Source organism: Halobaculum limi, from assembly GCF_029490015.1.
Lineage (GTDB): Archaea > Halobacteriota > Halobacteria > Halobacteriales > Haloferacaceae > Halobaculum > Halobaculum limi.
On record NZ_CP120469.1, the window covers coordinates 173,108 to 189,010 of the forward strand.

General features: G+C 50.7%; 20 protein-coding genes. 9 read left to right on the forward strand and 11 right to left on the reverse strand.

From position 1 onward, the window contains the following. The first annotated feature begins 7 nt into the window (after positions 1-7). A complete protein-coding gene (locus P0D77_RS16460; RefSeq protein WP_277556211.1) occupies positions 8-226 on the forward strand; it encodes a DUF433 domain-containing protein in 219 nt (72 codons plus the stop codon). Here P0D77_RS16460 and P0D77_RS16465 read toward each other — a convergent pair. The 6 genes from P0D77_RS16465 to P0D77_RS16490 all read right to left on the reverse strand — a co-directional run bounded on the left by P0D77_RS16465 (position 223) and on the right by P0D77_RS16490 (position 4,249). Further along, complete coding sequence (locus P0D77_RS16465) at positions 223-576, reverse strand: DUF5615 family PIN-like protein (RefSeq protein WP_321170540.1); 354 nt, start codon at positions 574-576, stop codon at positions 223-225. The genes P0D77_RS16460 and P0D77_RS16465 overlap by 4 nt on opposite strands. Before the next feature lie 70 nt (positions 577-646). Next, on the reverse strand, positions 647-2,389 hold the full coding sequence (locus P0D77_RS16470) for a hypothetical protein (RefSeq protein ID WP_277556212.1): 1,743 nt from the start codon (positions 2,387-2,389) through the stop codon (positions 647-649). 68 nt (positions 2,390-2,457) lie between these two features. Continuing rightward, positions 2,458-3,072, reverse strand: a complete 615-nt coding sequence (locus P0D77_RS16475) for a hypothetical protein (protein WP_277556213.1) — start codon at positions 3,070-3,072, stop codon at positions 2,458-2,460. Further along, positions 3,069-3,329: a DUF8139 family protein gene (locus P0D77_RS17785; RefSeq protein ID WP_490396537.1), complete on the reverse strand. Its 261-nt coding sequence runs from the start codon at positions 3,327-3,329 to the stop codon at positions 3,069-3,071. Before P0D77_RS17785 ends, P0D77_RS16475 begins: the two co-directional genes overlap by 4 nt. 299 nt (positions 3,330-3,628) lie before the next feature. Further along, positions 3,629-4,063, reverse strand: coding sequence for a JAB domain-containing protein (locus tag P0D77_RS16485; protein ID WP_277556215.1), 435 nt, complete (start codon positions 4,061-4,063; stop codon positions 3,629-3,631). A gap of 6 nt (positions 4,064-4,069) precedes the next feature. After that, positions 4,070-4,249, reverse strand: coding sequence for a hypothetical protein (locus tag P0D77_RS16490; RefSeq protein WP_277556216.1), 180 nt, complete (start codon positions 4,247-4,249; stop codon positions 4,070-4,072). Positions 4,250-4,464: 215 nt separating this feature from the next. Between P0D77_RS16490 and P0D77_RS16495 the strand changes: the two genes are divergently transcribed. Continuing rightward, entirely contained in the window at positions 4,465-4,791 is a 327-nt protein-coding gene (locus tag P0D77_RS16495; RefSeq protein ID WP_277556217.1) for a hypothetical protein, read from the forward strand. Between the two features lie 196 nt (positions 4,792-4,987). On the opposite strand, the gene P0D77_RS17745 is transcribed toward P0D77_RS16495, so the two are convergent. From P0D77_RS17745 to P0D77_RS16510, 4 genes are all read right to left on the reverse strand, one after another. Continuing rightward, the gene (locus tag P0D77_RS17745; RefSeq protein WP_432764876.1) at positions 4,988-5,383 is read right to left on the reverse strand and encodes a tyrosine-type recombinase/integrase; all 396 of its coding nucleotides are present in this window, start codon (positions 5,381-5,383) and stop codon (positions 4,988-4,990) included. A gap of 9 nt (positions 5,384-5,392) precedes the next feature. After that, entirely contained in the window at positions 5,393-5,641 is a 249-nt protein-coding gene (locus P0D77_RS16500) for a hypothetical protein (RefSeq protein ID WP_277556218.1), read from the reverse strand. A 277-nt stretch (positions 5,642-5,918) separates the two neighbouring features. Then, positions 5,919-6,110, reverse strand: coding sequence for a hypothetical protein (locus P0D77_RS16505; protein ID WP_277556219.1), 192 nt, complete (start codon positions 6,108-6,110; stop codon positions 5,919-5,921). Positions 6,111-6,576: 466 nt separating this feature from the next. Next, a complete protein-coding gene (locus P0D77_RS16510; protein WP_277556220.1) occupies positions 6,577-6,861 on the reverse strand; it encodes a hypothetical protein in 285 nt (94 codons plus the stop codon). Between the two features lie 285 nt (positions 6,862-7,146). Here P0D77_RS16510 and P0D77_RS16515 point away from each other — a divergent pair, with 285 nt between their 5' ends. The 7 genes from P0D77_RS16515 (at position 7,147) to P0D77_RS16545 (ending at position 15,303) form a co-directional block, all read left to right on the forward strand. Further along, complete coding sequence (locus P0D77_RS16515; protein WP_277556221.1) at positions 7,147-8,946, forward strand: DUF262 domain-containing protein; 1,800 nt, start codon at positions 7,147-7,149, stop codon at positions 8,944-8,946. A gap of 656 nt (positions 8,947-9,602) precedes the next feature. Beyond that, entirely contained in the window at positions 9,603-11,348 is a 1,746-nt protein-coding gene (locus P0D77_RS16520; RefSeq protein ID WP_277556222.1) for a DUF2254 family protein, read from the forward strand. Positions 11,349-11,552: 204 nt separating this feature from the next. Beyond that, positions 11,553-12,629 (forward strand): hypothetical protein, encoded by a 1,077-nt coding sequence (locus tag P0D77_RS16525; RefSeq protein ID WP_277556223.1) that lies wholly within the window; start codon positions 11,553-11,555, stop codon positions 12,627-12,629. Beyond that, positions 12,622-13,194, forward strand: a complete 573-nt coding sequence (locus P0D77_RS16530) for a hypothetical protein (RefSeq protein WP_277556224.1) — start codon at positions 12,622-12,624, stop codon at positions 13,192-13,194. The genes P0D77_RS16525 and P0D77_RS16530 overlap by 8 nt, the downstream gene beginning before the upstream one ends. Before the next feature lie 222 nt (positions 13,195-13,416). After that, positions 13,417-13,725, forward strand: a complete 309-nt coding sequence (locus tag P0D77_RS16535) for a hypothetical protein (protein ID WP_277556225.1) — start codon at positions 13,417-13,419, stop codon at positions 13,723-13,725. A 62-nt stretch (positions 13,726-13,787) separates the two neighbouring features. Further along, the gene (locus tag P0D77_RS16540) at positions 13,788-13,961 is read left to right on the forward strand and encodes a hypothetical protein (protein ID WP_277556226.1); all 174 of its coding nucleotides are present in this window, start codon (positions 13,788-13,790) and stop codon (positions 13,959-13,961) included. Between the two features lie 175 nt (positions 13,962-14,136). After that, positions 14,137-15,303, forward strand: coding sequence for a PGF-CTERM sorting domain-containing protein (locus P0D77_RS16545; protein WP_277556227.1), 1,167 nt, complete (start codon positions 14,137-14,139; stop codon positions 15,301-15,303). Positions 15,304-15,345: 42 nt separating this feature from the next. Here the strand turns inward: P0D77_RS16545 and P0D77_RS16550 are convergent, their stop codons facing one another. Next, on the reverse strand, positions 15,346-15,789 hold the full coding sequence (locus tag P0D77_RS16550) for a Cdc6/Cdc18 family protein (protein ID WP_277556228.1): 444 nt from the start codon (positions 15,787-15,789) through the stop codon (positions 15,346-15,348). Positions 15,790-15,903: the final 114 nt, after the last annotated feature.

Sequence of the window (15,903 nt, forward strand, 5' to 3'; positions counted from 1 at the left end):
GATAGTTATGTCAAAGGTCGTTGAGACAGAGGGTGTTTTAGGCGGTAAGCCTCGGATTGAGGGAACCCGTGTCTCTGCAGAGCAGGTATACGAAATGCACACTCAGAAGGATATGAGTCCGGAAGAAGTAGCTGATATTCTACCCACTGTCGCTGTTGAAGATGTGAAGGCTGCTATCCAGTATATGAAGGATAGAGATGATTCTGAAGCTGATGTACTGGCTTAGAAACGACCATAGAAATTGGAGATAAAGACTACGTTCTCCTCTAATTCTTCTTCGTGTTCTTGTAGAAGATTTGAGACGGTTTTCGCTACCAGTGATTTGTCTCGAAGGTGCATCTGCTTGTCAATCAGAACACCTGGATGATCCATCTGCGTATCCATTGCGATGAAATCTCCCTGGTCTCGTGTGAGAACCGGTGCGTCTTCACTGACCGCGTACTGCATAACCTCCTGATCAGAAATACCGGGCTTTGGCCGTAGCGTATTGATGCCTCGTCCCTCTAATTTCTCTTCGATTATTTTATCTATGCTTTCGTCAAGTACAATCGTTGAAACGGCTTCAGCACCCTGTATAGGTTATTGTGTAGCTTTCTTTTTCAATACTATGACATTCGGGTATAACCGGTTGTAACCCAGTCGAATTTCAATTAGAATCTTCTTCAATCAGAGTGATTATTTCTTTCAGGGAGGCTGCGGATTGTCTCATAGCGTCTCGGTACATATCTCGGTATGCCTCTGAGTCTTCTTCGTACCCCAATGCGTCGACTGCTCGTGGCCAACCACCGCTACTAACGGTCATGTGGCTATCCTCTTTCCGGAAATCGTGTACAGCGTTGATTGGATCTAGAATCTCGGCCGCAGTACTGGTATCAGAGAGATCTTTTACCAGCTCGAATAATGCGGATTTCTTTCCTTCAACGTCCTCTGAGACCTCTTCGGGTAATTGAGACTCCAAGTTACCTCTATCAAGGTTTTCTACGATCACCTGGTGTGCCTCCGACATCACATTGAGTAGCTCATGTTTCTCGTTTCGGGGGAGGCTCAGCATGCGATCTGCGTCGATTTCATCGTCTGTCTCCCGGTATAGCCGGACTCCGTATTTTGCTTCGAAGGCTTCGTTCAACTCTGTTACAGCGTTGATGACTGCGTCAGATGGTGATTCAGAGTCGACCCAATCTGCTTCAATGTAATTTGTAATCATCTCCTCCGGGATTTCGCCGGCAGGGGACGTGTTGTAGTGGTACCAGTGGGAGAGTTCTTCATCTGGTATATCTATCAGATCATCTACGATAATGAGGATTAGATCCTCGTTGTTTCTGTAGGCCCGGAGCTTCATTTTGTCCAGCCAGTTCACCTGGAGGCCTTGTCTTGACCACTCGGAAACCGTGCCTCGGCTATCGTTCTTGTATTTCTCCAAGACTTCCGGCTCGAAATATGTCCATCCAAAGAAGCTGATGGCTTCCTCCAGATCTTCGGCTCCTATTGCTGGACGTCTGTAACCAGCTTCGTCGAATCCGATTTCATTTACGGCTTCTTCTTTGGAGAAGCGGTATCCTTGCTTGGTTTCGAACTTGAGGTTTTCTCGATCCTCCTGTAATCGTTCCTCGCGTCCATACGGGATGTCATCGGCTCTTATCGGGCAGAACCAGTGCAGTTCGTATCCTGGCTGGTTCCGTCTGACTCCTCGAACTGCCTTACCACCACGTACAGTGAACTCCTCCCGGTCATCGTCCAGCAGCGAAATGTCTTCCTGAGTCTCTCTTACGTCCCGTGATTGGAAGTAAGCGAGTACGAGGGCGCATCCTCGTTGTTTGAGATAGTCCTTGAGAAACTCCGCTCGTACCTCTAAACTTCTTATCGTATTTGCTAAGCCAAAATGACTAGATTGCGAGGATAGGTATTCCCACTTCTCATGAGGGAATCGTACAACGGTTTCGTCAGTGTCGTAGGTCTCGAAGTTACGCTTCTCTCTTTCAATCAAGTTGTGGTATTCGATGAATCCTGTATCGGGTAGCGGAGCATCCTTCCTGAAATCCATTACAAAACGCTTGGCCTCGACGCCGTCAACGCTCCTTGTGAGATCTTCTTCCCAGTATTGGCCATCTCCTCTTCTCGAACCATAGGCCATCGGATTGAAGTCAAAAGTCCCGACCTCTCCGAACGGATCCGTGTCTACGATTGTATCTAAGTCGTCTTCGTCGACTAAGAAAGCGTGAATGCGAAAACCCTGCTCAACAGTTCCGATGCTTGTTTCTGATCTGTGGTGACCGTGCCGGTTTACGGTAATCCAGCCATCCTGAATAGGATCAAACCTGTCTCTGTCCTCGAAAGCAAGCCACGAGTTTAGATTACCGATGTCGTCTGCATCCTCGACCAAGTCGTACATATTATGACGACCTTCCGACTCAACTTATTAATCGGTTTCTCAAATCAGAGATAGGTAAGTCTTAGAAATCAATTCTCACTCCCCATCCAATCTGGTATGTCTATAGAATTATTATTTCTGTCGACTCCGCCATAGTCCATCATACAGACACCGTCGTCAAGAACTCCGACATTCATTTCGACGTCTTCAACTGTCCAACCGAGTTCGTTCAATCTCTCTTCTAATTGTGCTGGGGCGTCAGGATCGTACAAGAATTCCTGACCTGAGAGAAGGTAAGCTATATCGTCTCGATGAGGCGAGATCGGAGTCACTCTCCGCATTATCAACCACTTGTACTCCTCCTCATCCCAAGCGTGTACCGGAGCGAATAGAGATTCGTGCTCCCAGCCGAGTTCACAGGCCTTCTCCCACACTTTGATTTCCCGATAGTTGTGCGACAATGGTTCACCAGACACCTTGACAACGAAGTACGACTCAGAATCAGGTTCACCCAGCGAATCGTCCTTTACCAGGGAATCGGGGAGCGGTAGGATCTCTCGACCACCTGAGCCACCTTGAAACTCGGTAATGCCGTGTTCCTCGACAATAGGCTCAATAGAGTCTCTGTTCTTGAGAGCTGTAGAAAGCTCTTCTATGAATTCCTTCCCCTCCTCAGTGAGAAGATTGCTGTAATTCTGACTCATTTTTCCAGTTTCTCCAGATCGTGTCTTCGGAAATGGATCTCGGGTATTTCGCCGTTACTGAGTTTGACCTTGTACATAAAGTTGTCTTCACTGTCGCCAGTGATGCTGCCAGCGTCGTCAAACTGTACGTCGATGATTTCGCCGGTCTTGCCGTGGAGGTGGTTGTCTGGCCCTGTTTCTTTGTCGAGTATGAGTTTGACTCGGTCGCCTATCTGGTATGCCTGCGCGATAGAGGGATCACTCTGTGACTTGGTCAAGGAGTTTTTCCTGGGTTAGAGTAGAGATGAGAAGTAGTCGTTCCTGCGCGTGCATTTCTGAGAAGGCGTTCTTGTATCGGTTGATTGTGTCGCGCGAGACATCGAGTTCTTCCGCGGTCTGTGTTTGATTGGAGCGAGTGATTGCGTCTATGTAGTTGGCCGCTGTTTCGCGGGATAGCCCGTATTCTTCAAGTACATCTTTTGTGTTCATCCTGCCTCTATGGAGGTAGTTGGGAGATTGATTTTTATTAGAGAACCTCATTGGCCGCAGATCTAGAAACGGGAAAGGAAGGTCGTGTTTAGAATGGTCCATCTTTTGACTGCCTCATACTGTAGTTCTCTGTTTGTGAGATGATGACGTGGTCAAGTAGTTCGACGTTGATTTTCTCCAGTATTTTCCGGGCTTCCTGCGTGACTTCTACGTCTTTGGTTGTGGCCTCTGCTTTGCCTGAGGGGTGGTTGTGTACGAGGATGACTGCGCCGGCGTTGGTGAGTGCGGCGGTTCTGACCACGTCCTGTAGGTCTGTTTCGACGGTGTCACGGCTTCCTAATCCGATTATTTTGTCTCCGATGAACCGGTTGCCGTTGGTGAGGAAGACGGCGTATAGGTGCTCCTTTTGCTCGTATTTCAGGGATTCGTACCTGTTGATGACGTCGTGAAGCGATTTTACCGTGTCCGGGTCCTGTTCCTGTACTTCGGCTTTGACCGTGAGGTTGCCGAGTTCCTGCTTCACTCCGTGTCACCCCTCGATTGCTTCCTTGACATTTGAAGGGTTTCGGTTCACCAGTTTGTCCAGCTTCTGTTTCAGAGCATCTGGTGAGTCGAAGGCTGTGATGGTGTAGCTCTCTACTACTTTGCCATCCTGGTTTTTGATGTTGTATTCGTCGTGCTCTGGATGGCTCCAGTCGACTTTCTCCAATGTGTAGCCTCGGTATTCTACGGTGTGGCCGCACGGACGATTCAGTGCGTAGTTGTACAGCTTTTCGAGTTTTCCGTGTCCGGTTTCGGTCTTACGTTTTCCGACAATACAATCACATTATCTTACATATTGTTTACAACTTTTAAATAAGTATCTTACACTTGGGCGGATATGCCGAGTTAAGAATTTAAAAGCGGATACAGAATCTAAACATAATGGAATGTGCATTTGGAAACTGCGGAAACGAACACGACCTCTGGGTCAAACCCCACGCAGACAGCGACGTCGTACCGATATGCAACGGCTGCGCCGAAAATGAAAGCGAAAAATACCACCTCAGCTACCAAGACAGCAAACCTCCCGAAGAGGTAGAAGACTACATCGTCGCCTACGACCCAGACACCGCCCTTGCCGAGCAACTAATCGATATCTCCGACGAACTCGAAGAAATCCTCACACAATACGAAGGCGACAACCAAGAACAAATACAGAAAGTAGTCAACGCGAAGGACAGCATCGAGAAAGCCATCACCAACCTATAGCCAACAGGTGTGAAAAATCAGCACCAGAAACAGCCCCGGACACTTCACCAGGTTCAGAAAACCGGGTCTGAATCAGGTCACATCACTACTCCTCTGCTTGGAATATACGGTTTGAATCAGGCTCTAAACCCGAACGACTTACTGCCGTGTACGGGTTCACGCAAACGAGGGAAAGGAAAAGTGAGAGAGGAGGGTTTCAGTCTATGTTGTTGACTGCGTCTTGTTGCCGGGTGGTGGAGCTGTGTTCGTATTTTTCAGTGGTGCGTTTGGATTTGTGGCGGCATTGTGCGGCGGCTACTGCGAGTCCTTCTTGTTCGGCTACGTAGGTCGCAGTACTGTGTCTGATGCTGTATGGTGTTAGGTCTCGGTTTTCGAGGTCGAGTCCGGCTTCTGAGGCGATTTTCCGGAAGACGTCTCTGAAGCTGTCTTTGTTGTAGCGGTTGCCGTACATTGTGAGCCAGAGCGCGTTCCGACCGTCGTACTTCTCCCGAGTCTCCCTCTCGTCGAGCCACCTTTTCAGGATTTGACTGGTTTCTTCTTTGAGTGCGACTATCCAGTTCTCCCGGTTCTTGCTGCTTTCTTCTCGGGGTATTCTGAGTACTCAGTTTTCGGTGTCGACCCAGTGAACGTTCGAGCGTTTGATTTCGATAGGACGTAGACCTGCATCGAGTGCGACGTGGATCATTGAGGTGTATTTGAAGGAATTGGCTTTCTCCCAGTCTTTCATCGTGACTTCCGCTTTCGGTTTCTGCAGCCGCTGGGAGAGGTATGTATTCCACTTGTCGCGTTCACTGGGTGTTACACTGTTGTAGTGGTGTACACTTCCGTATTCCATGGCGGCTTCCCTCATTTCCGCCGATCTTCCTTGGTCAGGTAATCCCGTGGAGTATAAGTCGTAGATGGGTCGCTGTACTGGATTTCGGGATCCCACTCCACATCCTTGTTCCGGGCTTCACGTTTCCACTTGAACAACGTCTTCGCGGCTTTCTGGTAGTGGTTCTTTGTAGATTCTTTCATCTCCTCGGTGGTGAGGTGACGCATCCAGGTATCCGCGTCGTCCGTAGTCAGTTCTTTGACTTACCGACCTCTACGATCCCAGATGAAACGGTAGAACAGGTCAAGCCGATTCATCCTGTTCTTTGTCGTTGAGTGGCTGTAGCCGTGGCTTTGTCCGGGTTTTTGCCGAGGGCCAGCATCCACTCTGCGAGTTCGCGTCGGTGCTCGCGGTAGGTAACTTCCTGTCTCGGGTTTAGATACTCGCGCGCGTCTTCGGAGACGAGGACGATCCCGTCTACTTTGTTGTCTTCGCTGTACGTCATTTTCGACACCTCTGTCTAGAAACTAGATCGTTTACGCGACAATTTTAAATATATAATGTAATATGATTGTCTTTCCTCGAAAACGCGTGACTGCGTCGGGGTACCGGAAATATCATCGGGTACTCGTTCTTGCGTGGTGCTCATTGTTTCACCGACGAAGAACCCGGTAACTACCGGACGTAGCAACGAGAGACAGCCCAGGCCAGGATTTGAATCCGGGCTCTCGCACTTACCAAGTCAACACCCGATTCCGAGGCCTGAAACACCGATTCTGGCTTTTTACAGAAAACCAATCTAAATCCCTGATTCCCCGGGTGAATGCTGTCTTGCGATTCCCTGGTAAATCCGACAGATGAGCTTTGTCTCCGTCGATGTGATATTACCGCTCATCCTTCTCGAAACACCGGGCAAGCACTCTCTCGGCCTGCTCAATAACACGAGCTCTACGAGGAACGACAGCGTCCGATCAGAAAGTCCGGATCGACTCCACCGCCTCTCCAGAGTTCATTGGGTCACCATCCTTCGGGCGAATCCAGACCTCTTCAAGTGTGTGTCCTTCGGACCACGCTATCTCGTACTCCGATGAGTCTTGTTCGAGGAAAATGTGGTTCACATACTCTCCTGGAGATGGGGAGCGTTGCTCTTTCCCTGAAACGGTGTATTCAGAAGCATTAATTTCCAGCTTGTCTCCGTGACTGAGTTCGTTGAAACTCGGACCACTCTCCTTCAGTTCGTCGACGGTAACAGGCATAATGAACGGATCAATATCCACTCATGTAAATTACTACCCCTCACACAGCCTGGGGCTATTACTCTAAGTCACCGAATACAACTTGACGTTCGCCTGCACGGTCTGCATTTCTCCCGGCTCGAAGTAGATCGCTCAGTGCCTGTCTACAGTCTCGGCTGTCCCGTGAGACCTCGGTAGCGATTTTATCGATTATTTCGTCGATTACGGTTCCACTGAAATGCCTGTCAATTCAAAAACTGACCGGACAGCAAGCCATTATAACCCCAGCTTCGCTGGAAGGTGTATATGGGATATCAGTCTCGGACGATCAAACAAGTCCTTCCGGACATCAACGAGTCCATCTACTTGCCTGCAATCCAGCGTGAGTTTGTCTGGGAGACCGATCAGATCGTGCAACTGTTTGATTCAGTCCTCAGAGAGTACCCAATTGGCTCGTTCATCTTTTGGAATATTAACGGCGACTTCGCTGATGAGCAGATTAAGTACTACTTCGTTCGCAACTACATCGAGGATACGATCCATCCGAGTGAATTCGATAACGTCCACCACCGGAATCCTAAGGTTCCAGAGTACGAGTCTGTCCCAGATTCGATCAGTCTTGTTGTCGATGGTCAACAGCGATTGACCTCGTTTTTGATCGGATTCAACGGGACATACGTAGAGAAACAAAAGTATCGCCAACGGCAGAATCCAGATGCTTGGACACGCAAGCAGTTGTATCTCAACCTGCTCTCCAATCCGAATGTCCAGTCGGAGGATAGACTGAACCTCCGGTATGAGTTCCAATTCAAGCCTCTCAATCCGGAACAATCGAGTGACGAATACTGGTTCCGGGTGAGTGATATTCTCGATGTGACCGATCTCAACGAGACGATGGCACTCCAAGAGGAGATTGAAGCCTCGATAGATGGGCTGACTGACGGCCAATCCAGCTATATTTTCAAGAATCTCCACGCACTCTACACAGCAATCCACGACCGAGAGGTCATCAACTACTACGAGGAAGACAAACAAGACAACGAACGGACGCTGGATATCTTTGTTCGGGCAAATGAAGGAGGCACCCAGCTCAGCCGGTCTGAGATTCTCCTGTCGATTGCAACGTCGTATTGGGGCAGTGATGAAGACAATCCAATCGACGCGAAAGAAGAGATCAATACATTCGTCAACGACCTGAACAAGGACTATCTGGATGAAGGGTATGACTTTGGTAGCGATTTCGTATTGAAGAATCTGCTCGTCGCATCCGATCTCGACACCCAATACCGGATTCGGAACTTCACCCGCGAAAACCTCGAGCGGATGAAACAGGTTTGGGCGGATGGTGACGTGCAAGCGTCAATCGAGGGGGCTGTAGAGCTGTTGAGCCAATTTGGAATCACAGGGCGCAGCCTGACGTCTCGCAACGCGGTAATCCCGATTGCGTACTATCTGTATGCGAATGGGAATCCCCCGCTCACAACGGATTCGATACAGGGCGACAGCGTCCGCCCAAAGATCCTGGAGTGGCTCTGTTCGTCGATGCTGAACAGCAATTTCAATTCACGGCCTGATGAGATTCTCCAAGATGCTCGTGATGCAATCAAGGATGCAGATCCCGATGAGTTCCCGTTAGACCGAATTCAGCGTGAGATTCGGGCACGTGGGAAGGCAGTCGGCTTCAGCGATGAGATCGTAGAGGACCTGTTTGACGAAACAGACTACAATTCAGTAAAGATCTACCTTCTATTGTCGGTGTTGTACTTCCCCGAGCCAGCGCTTGATGACTCCCACCAAGTGGACCATATCTTCCCACAGAAACTGCTCGAGAAAGACCATCTAATCGAAGAGCACGGATTCTCTCCACAGAGGGCGGAGGAATACGAATCACTGCGGGATCACGTAGCGAATCTCCAGTTGATTCAGGAGAACCAGGAAAAGGGGTCGATGGAGTTCACCGAGTGGATCGAAACCCGTAGTAATCGTTACTTCGAGCGACACCACATTCCACGAGATGAGAGCCTCTATCAGGTTGAGCGATTCCCGGAATTCGTCGAGGCGCGGGACCAATTGTTGCGACAACACATTCGAGAGACGTTTGAGTAGGTATCTGACTCTACTTGGAACGGTATTTTGCCTGTGTCGAACCAAAGATGACACCGTTCGTCGTCGTTCGGGCAACTATGGCCTTCCTCAAGCTGTACGCTGAGTTCCCCCACTGATGAGTGAGTGCTTCGATGGCCCAGACTACTGACCCGAATACTCAATTCTGGCTCTGTCGGAATCCTCAGAATTTGGTGGATATGGCGTGATACAGACAGAGGTTATAATGGTAATCAATGTACGAGGTAGAGTGTCTCACTGCCATCTCACGAGCTCGCAAATTCACTTCGTTGTTGGAGGATAGCGACGCCAATAAGCGTCAACGCAACCCCACCAATCGCTCCTGAAATACTTGTAAGCCCAGAGAGGATCCGCCACACGAACGAATACCCGAAGCGTGTTTGTATAGACGACCCATCGGTAGCATACCGAGTACCAGTGCAGGAAGACCAATCGCTCGAGGAGTTTCCATACGAATTGTTTGCAGAGCATCAGAATAATCGATACTGGAACGAGATGGTGTGTCCAAGTAGCGAGGCCAAACAATTGCTCCGGCCGACTCGTGCTCTACATTCGGCACGGTCTCGAGAATCTAACAGCATCTGAAGATTTCAACAGAGCTATTAATTGATAAAACGCTACACTCAATTGAGAGATATATGAGCCTGGACTGGAAGAACCTCAGCTCACTAATCATATGGGGCGTCCCCGCCGTCACCTTCGTGACTGGCATCCTCGCCGCAGTCGTCCCGAGCCTGTTCGCCGTTGACCAATCGGTCCAGGGCCTTCTTCAAACACTGGTCACCGCCCAGGCGAGCATCCTCGCAATCGTCGTCTCGGTTACACTCCTAGCGACCCAACTGGTGGCGACGAACTATGCCCCGCGGATGTCAACTCTCCTCCTGCGTACGGACCAGTTCAGGCAAACCTTCGGCCTCTTCATCGGCTCGATTAGCCTCGATCTTCTTGTGTACCTTGCCTTGGGCCAAGCCCAACACCCGGTGCTCTCTGGCCTATTTTACAGTACGCTAGTGCTGTTTCTCCTGGCGCTCTACTCGATTTATGTCTTCTCGATCAAGATGGTCGCGCAATCGATTCCGGAACGTCTAGTGGGACTGTTCACTCAGATTATCTCCGTCGACGAGTACATCGACGATGTCGAAGCCTACGCCGAGACACTGGAGGCGAACACCCACCCGCTGCAACCGCTCTTCCGCTATACTATGACAGCGTTGTCGAAAGGCGAGTATTCGGCTGCTGCCTCGGCGTTGGAACACTACCTCACGTACACGGCTGACACCCTCGCCGAGGTCGAGGAGAGAGGATTGCTGGCCGATCAAGACTTCGGAGCAAGTGAAGAAGTGTTCGGCCCGGTCCTGGAAGACCATCTCCATCTCATCGCTCAGCACGCCGCCGAGAACGACGAATCACAAATACGGAATACGGCGATTCAAGGGCAGGTTGAGATTGGCACACAAGGGGTTGGAATCGGGCCACAGTCGCGAGTCACGAATCAGGCCTTGAGGGGGCTCAAGAACACGATTCGCGACGGACCGTACACCGACCGCGGGTATCCCTCACTGAACCAGTGCTGGAAAGGAGTGGGCGAGTTGGCCAAAGCTGCCTCTAAGGTCGAATCGAGCAGGACTATGCTTACAGCTCGTGGGATCGTACGCCAGAGGCTGCGCCATTCCGTCAGAACTGTCGAAGAACCTGGATGGATGTCTGACTCGTCTCGTGTCTTGTTCGATCACCTCTGTGAGGCGCATACAAATACACTCGATTTAATTGGTGAGAGCCAGCTCCTCGAACAGTTCGGGCCCGACGACCTGCAAGGCGACGGCAGACAAACACCACCTGATGCAGTCGAACAACTGCGATATTGTCAGCAAGCACTCTTCGAGTACACGAGCGTTTTTCTTGAGTACCGAATCCAAAATGGGCGGTGGATACCAACGGAAGGCAATTACAAGCGAGCCTGGCAGAACCTTGTAATCGATACTGCTGACACCAGTGCCACTGGCTTAGCCGTTGACCTGTGCGAGGTGCTGATCCAGATGGCCTTTATCGAGAACACAGCCAAGCTCCCATCTGTTGATCGGCCCACAGCCAGGGGGATCGACCCTGTGGATCTGAACGAGGTCAACCACTGGGTCAGAGAACTTCAGAGAATCGAGGAAAAAACTGACTCCGATGTCGTCTCTCAGGCCTTCGCGAACCTCCTGTCGTACGAACCAGTGGACCCGTCGCGAAACCACTTCATTAAGACAGGTGAAGAAGAACCTGAACGGCAAGAGCTCTACCAGTTCGATGTGAGCGTCGACGACTACTATGAGCTCAACACGCGAGATGAGTACCCGGATGCCTTACGCCAGTTGCGCGATGAGGTTCTCAGGCCCGCATAGAGACGGTTGCTTCCGATTGTCCACACGAATCTTGGCTTGCTTGAGTCAATAGCTCTATGACTACCTAATAACGAGAGATTCCGGTCTTTCTCTTCATCAAGAATGCCGTCCGGTGAGCCGAGTGCTCTAGCGAAGACGATATGAGCACATCGACAAATCTGACTCGAGAGAGATTTTATATGAGAACTCTGTCAACATTACAAGATGGGCGTAGAACCAGGTGCTGACCACTGGCCTGTGGTTGATCAGTGGTGGGACGCTTATACTGGGACTCCGTTAGGAATCCAGCTGGCAGAGAGTGCACCTGCGCTGGATGAAAAACGGATGGCTCCTATTTTCACTGAGATCGATAATTGGTGGGAGTCATACGCAGATTTGAATCCGGTGTTCAGGCCGAGCTTGCTTGACTTCGACTCAACAGGAAGTCAGTGGCGTGAACTCGCGACGTGGTGGGATACGTACCAGAAGGCCCGAGGGGACGACGTTGCTGATCTGGCTCAGGTTCTCGAAGCAAGCAATGCACTGTGGAAGCGACAGGATGGACTCTTTGATGCAGATCCACTTTCAGCAGACTTAGGCAAAAGTATCCGACCTGGCGACCCACTAAATCCAGGTAGAGAAGAAGGGTGGTCTGATTGGCTTGCCCAATTGCTCCGTGGCGACAGTGGAGAGTTTCATCACCAACTGTTCGGTGGGCCGTTTGAGAAAACACCGCAGCGTGTAGTGCGAGAAGCCCACTTACCGAGTCCAGCTGGGACAGACAGGTATGCCGATATCATCTCGCTGTACGGGTCGGATGGACTCTCTATCGAGGTGAAAGTTGGAGATACAAATCTCAAGAAGACACCTGACACGACGGCGCTGATTGAAGATCAGCACTACCGTGATTGGCATCATTATCTACTGCTTCCAGAACAGGATCTCTGGGCTGTCAAGGAGAGCTTTGGCAACGATGTTATCGCTGGAGATGCTGAGCGCGGGACAATTCCATCAAAGGACAGTGAGCCAATCTCACTGCTCTATTGGTCAGATGTGAGTCGGGCACTCCGCGCAGTTTTGATCGATGAAAATTCGCAGACACCACATTGGTCGGCGAGCGCGTACCTATTCTGTGCCCGAATCGAACAAGACATCCTCGGCTTTGTCCCCAGACCAGTCATTGACCGAATCAGATCTGAAGAACGCGTACCCCAAGCACTCCAGTCAGTAACAGTCGCCCTTGGCGACATCACCGAACAGTACGCGTACCTGACAGCGCTCATAGAGGCCACCAATGAATGACGACTTCATCACCCAAGCAATCGCGGAGGATCGCTATCTGAAAGCCCTGCGGCTGATCGATCGGTTCGAGATGGAGATAGAGGGGGAGCTGAAGCGTGTGGCTGAGGAGTTCATCAGCGGAACTGAGTCGTTGTTTGCGGATGGCGTCAGCCGGCGGTTCAAATTCGCGAGAGATTCCGGAGCGGTACTCGCCCACGCTAGAGTCAACACAGGTATGAATCGCGTAGCATCGGCGGAATCGGGCGCTGACACGCTTACTCTCAACATCACGCTGCGGTGGCTTGACCCAGCGGAGTATGGTATTTCACACGTCGACGGGGCTCTCTGTGTTGCGGGATACAAAATCAACGGTGCGACGAGTGAGGATCATACTAGAGTAAAACAATACACAGAAGAGTCAGATACTGAGATCCAGTTTTGTCGGGATGCATACAACAACGCACCAGGACTGATCTACGTGCCCGTAGAGACTGCCGAAGATATCAGAGAAGGATTCGAACTCCTGAAGAAGCACTTCTGGGACTACGGAGCAGAGTATGGTGTTGATCCAGATTCGGTAGAATAAGCCTCTGGGTGGGTGACATCGAGACCAATGTCAATCCGAAAACCTCAGTTCCAATCTGAGCGAGGTTACATTGCTGGCCCTCTTGGAATCCTCATACAGAGAGTGGTTTCGTAGTTATAGTGCAGCCAGGGTGCAATATTGCACTAGTTGTCAAAGACTATCGAGGCTGTTTCAGGAGTCATTACAAAGATATCAAGTGCTAGTGCTTTCGTTATGTTGTAAATGGACGCTGCAGACTATATTCGTTCTATCCGGGAACAACTCAAAGCGTATGATTTTGAGGAAGTTGACATTATTGAGCAATCTGGATACCTCTGTTTCCGTCGAAAGCGGAGTCGAGTACGGGCGGTTGCGTCAAAGCACGGACTCGACGAAGGCGAACTGTCGAAGCGGGAGCTCCATGATGCGGAGTTGAGCGTGCTTCAATCGATGGACGACTGGGATATCGCCGTCGCGCTGGAGGTGCTGGAGCGACGTGGGGTCGACGTTGACGAAGAAACTGTGCGCTCAGTGTACGAAATACTCCGGTGACCAAACAAGGCCCGCTGTCGTGGTATCGTCCACTGAATTCCGATATGGGGACCCGGCTTTCGGTGACGGTCCTCGACGAGGAGCCGGGTGCGCGGATCGTCGTCGTGATCAGCGCCGAGTCGTTTGAGGGAGAACTCGCGGGCGCACATCCCAGTGTGCGCGAGCGTATTGTCTCTTCCCAGAGCTTCCGAGCCCGCCGTTTTGTCAATATGATACTTTCTCCATCAGATAATTAATTATTCTACTGACCAACAGTGGAACTCGGTGCCCCAGCGCGAATACGTCCGGAATATAATCGGTGTGCCAGTTCCAGCCAAAACCTACCAGAATGCATACATTAAGAGATGATCTGAAGCCTAACCTAACAGAGTTGCAAGGATCTTCTTTTACTAGTGTCATTTGAAGGGTAATATGGTCAGACTGTCAGTACTTGTGACGATACTCCTACTCGTGGTGAGTGTCGGAATATCGTCTCAACCTGTCATCGCAGACGATCAGTGGAGTGATCGATGTAGTGAGGCCCAGGTAATTACGGAAGGGAATTACTCAGGGATGTTATCTCCGAATGACTATGATGTGTTTAAAATTAAATTAGATGAGGGTGACTATATCCAGGGAAAATTATCATATGATATCGAAAGGTCAGATGGAATAAATTTCCGAGAAAGAGGTGCAAACGATGATGGCGGTCTATCTGAATTCTCGATGACGAGCGAGAACGAATGGACAAGGGTTGCTCAACCATATGATGTGTATGATCTGGTAATTGATGAAGAGAGACCGGAAGGTGAAGTTGGAGAATTCCGCTTGTTCAACGAGGGCCCCGGCGATGTTGTCTGTGTTGCATTGGAGTCGGACAATGACGGCTCGACTCCGTGGGAACTGTCTTTCTCAATGAATGATGCCGACCCTCCTGAGCTGGTGGCTCGCTCTGAAGTGTCAGAGCTGGAGTCACAAATTGAGGAGAAGGATCAACGGATTTCAGAGCTTCAATCACAGTTAGAGCAACAGAACCAGACGATTGCTGAGCTTAAGCAGGACTCTGGAGAGGTAGTTATCAATGTAAATGTGGCTCCCGAGGACAGTCAGGAAAACTTCGTTGTCGGGAGTGAGGCGCGTATTACAGCGAACAGCGATACTGCTGAGTGGAATAAGTTTAGCATTGAGTATCAGGGCGAAAGCTATTCTGTCGATAGTTCAGGAACGGCTACGATCCCACTCTCCGAGGCAGGTGAACAGGATATGACATTTCGATACGAGAATATGGCACAGGAAGTCTCCATTAATGTGGAGTCTCAACAAGGTGGTGAAGGCTCGGTAGGAGATAGTGGTGAGGGTGGGAGTGGTGATGGTGCAGATCAACCGACCAGCCAAAATGCTGATATCACAGATACAGACGGAGACGGTGTTCCTGATTCGAAAGATTATGCCCCACGTGATCCTGATGTGCAGAATGAAGACGACATCCGTCAACAATCCCAAGACGATGGTGAGACCGAGGTGTTTGGTCCTGGGTTTGGAATCGTCGTAGCCGTGATATCATTATTTGGGGCAGTTGTATTGCTGCTCCGGAGTTGATATTTTCCGATCTTAGTGAACACAATCGAGCCGAGAACCCTGCTATTCGGCGGTTTCGAATAAGAGATTCAGCGTCCCCTGCTCGGTCACATTCCTCGGGATACATCCGTACAGCACGAGGCTGTTCAGATACCGGCGGTGGTCGCGACCGTGTGCATCCGGGTACTCCAGTTCAAAGAGGGCCACGAGGCCGCCCGCCTGGCTCTCGCCCGCGTCGTCGATCATATGCTTCAGCAGACAGTGCGGTGTGTCCAGCCGCTCTACATTGTACCGGGGAATCGATTTCGTTGCCGAGTAGTGGACGTTGGCGGACAGCGTCGGAGTGACCCGTCTGTCACGAACCTTCCCCTCAACGTGAGCCTCACGGAAGATTGAGATTGCCTTCCGCGCGTTCCCAGCGGCGGTGTCGGCGATCAGCTCTAACGCCCCCTCCGTGATCCCCAAGAGATTGCCCGCGGCGACGTATCGGTACAAGACGGCGAACACGTCCGAACTCTTGGAGGTACAGAGAAAACTCCCAGCGTTGCGGCCGGAGATTGAGAGCCGACGGCCTCCGGCGGGGAAATTGGTGATGGTTGACCTTTAGACAACCTCGGCTAA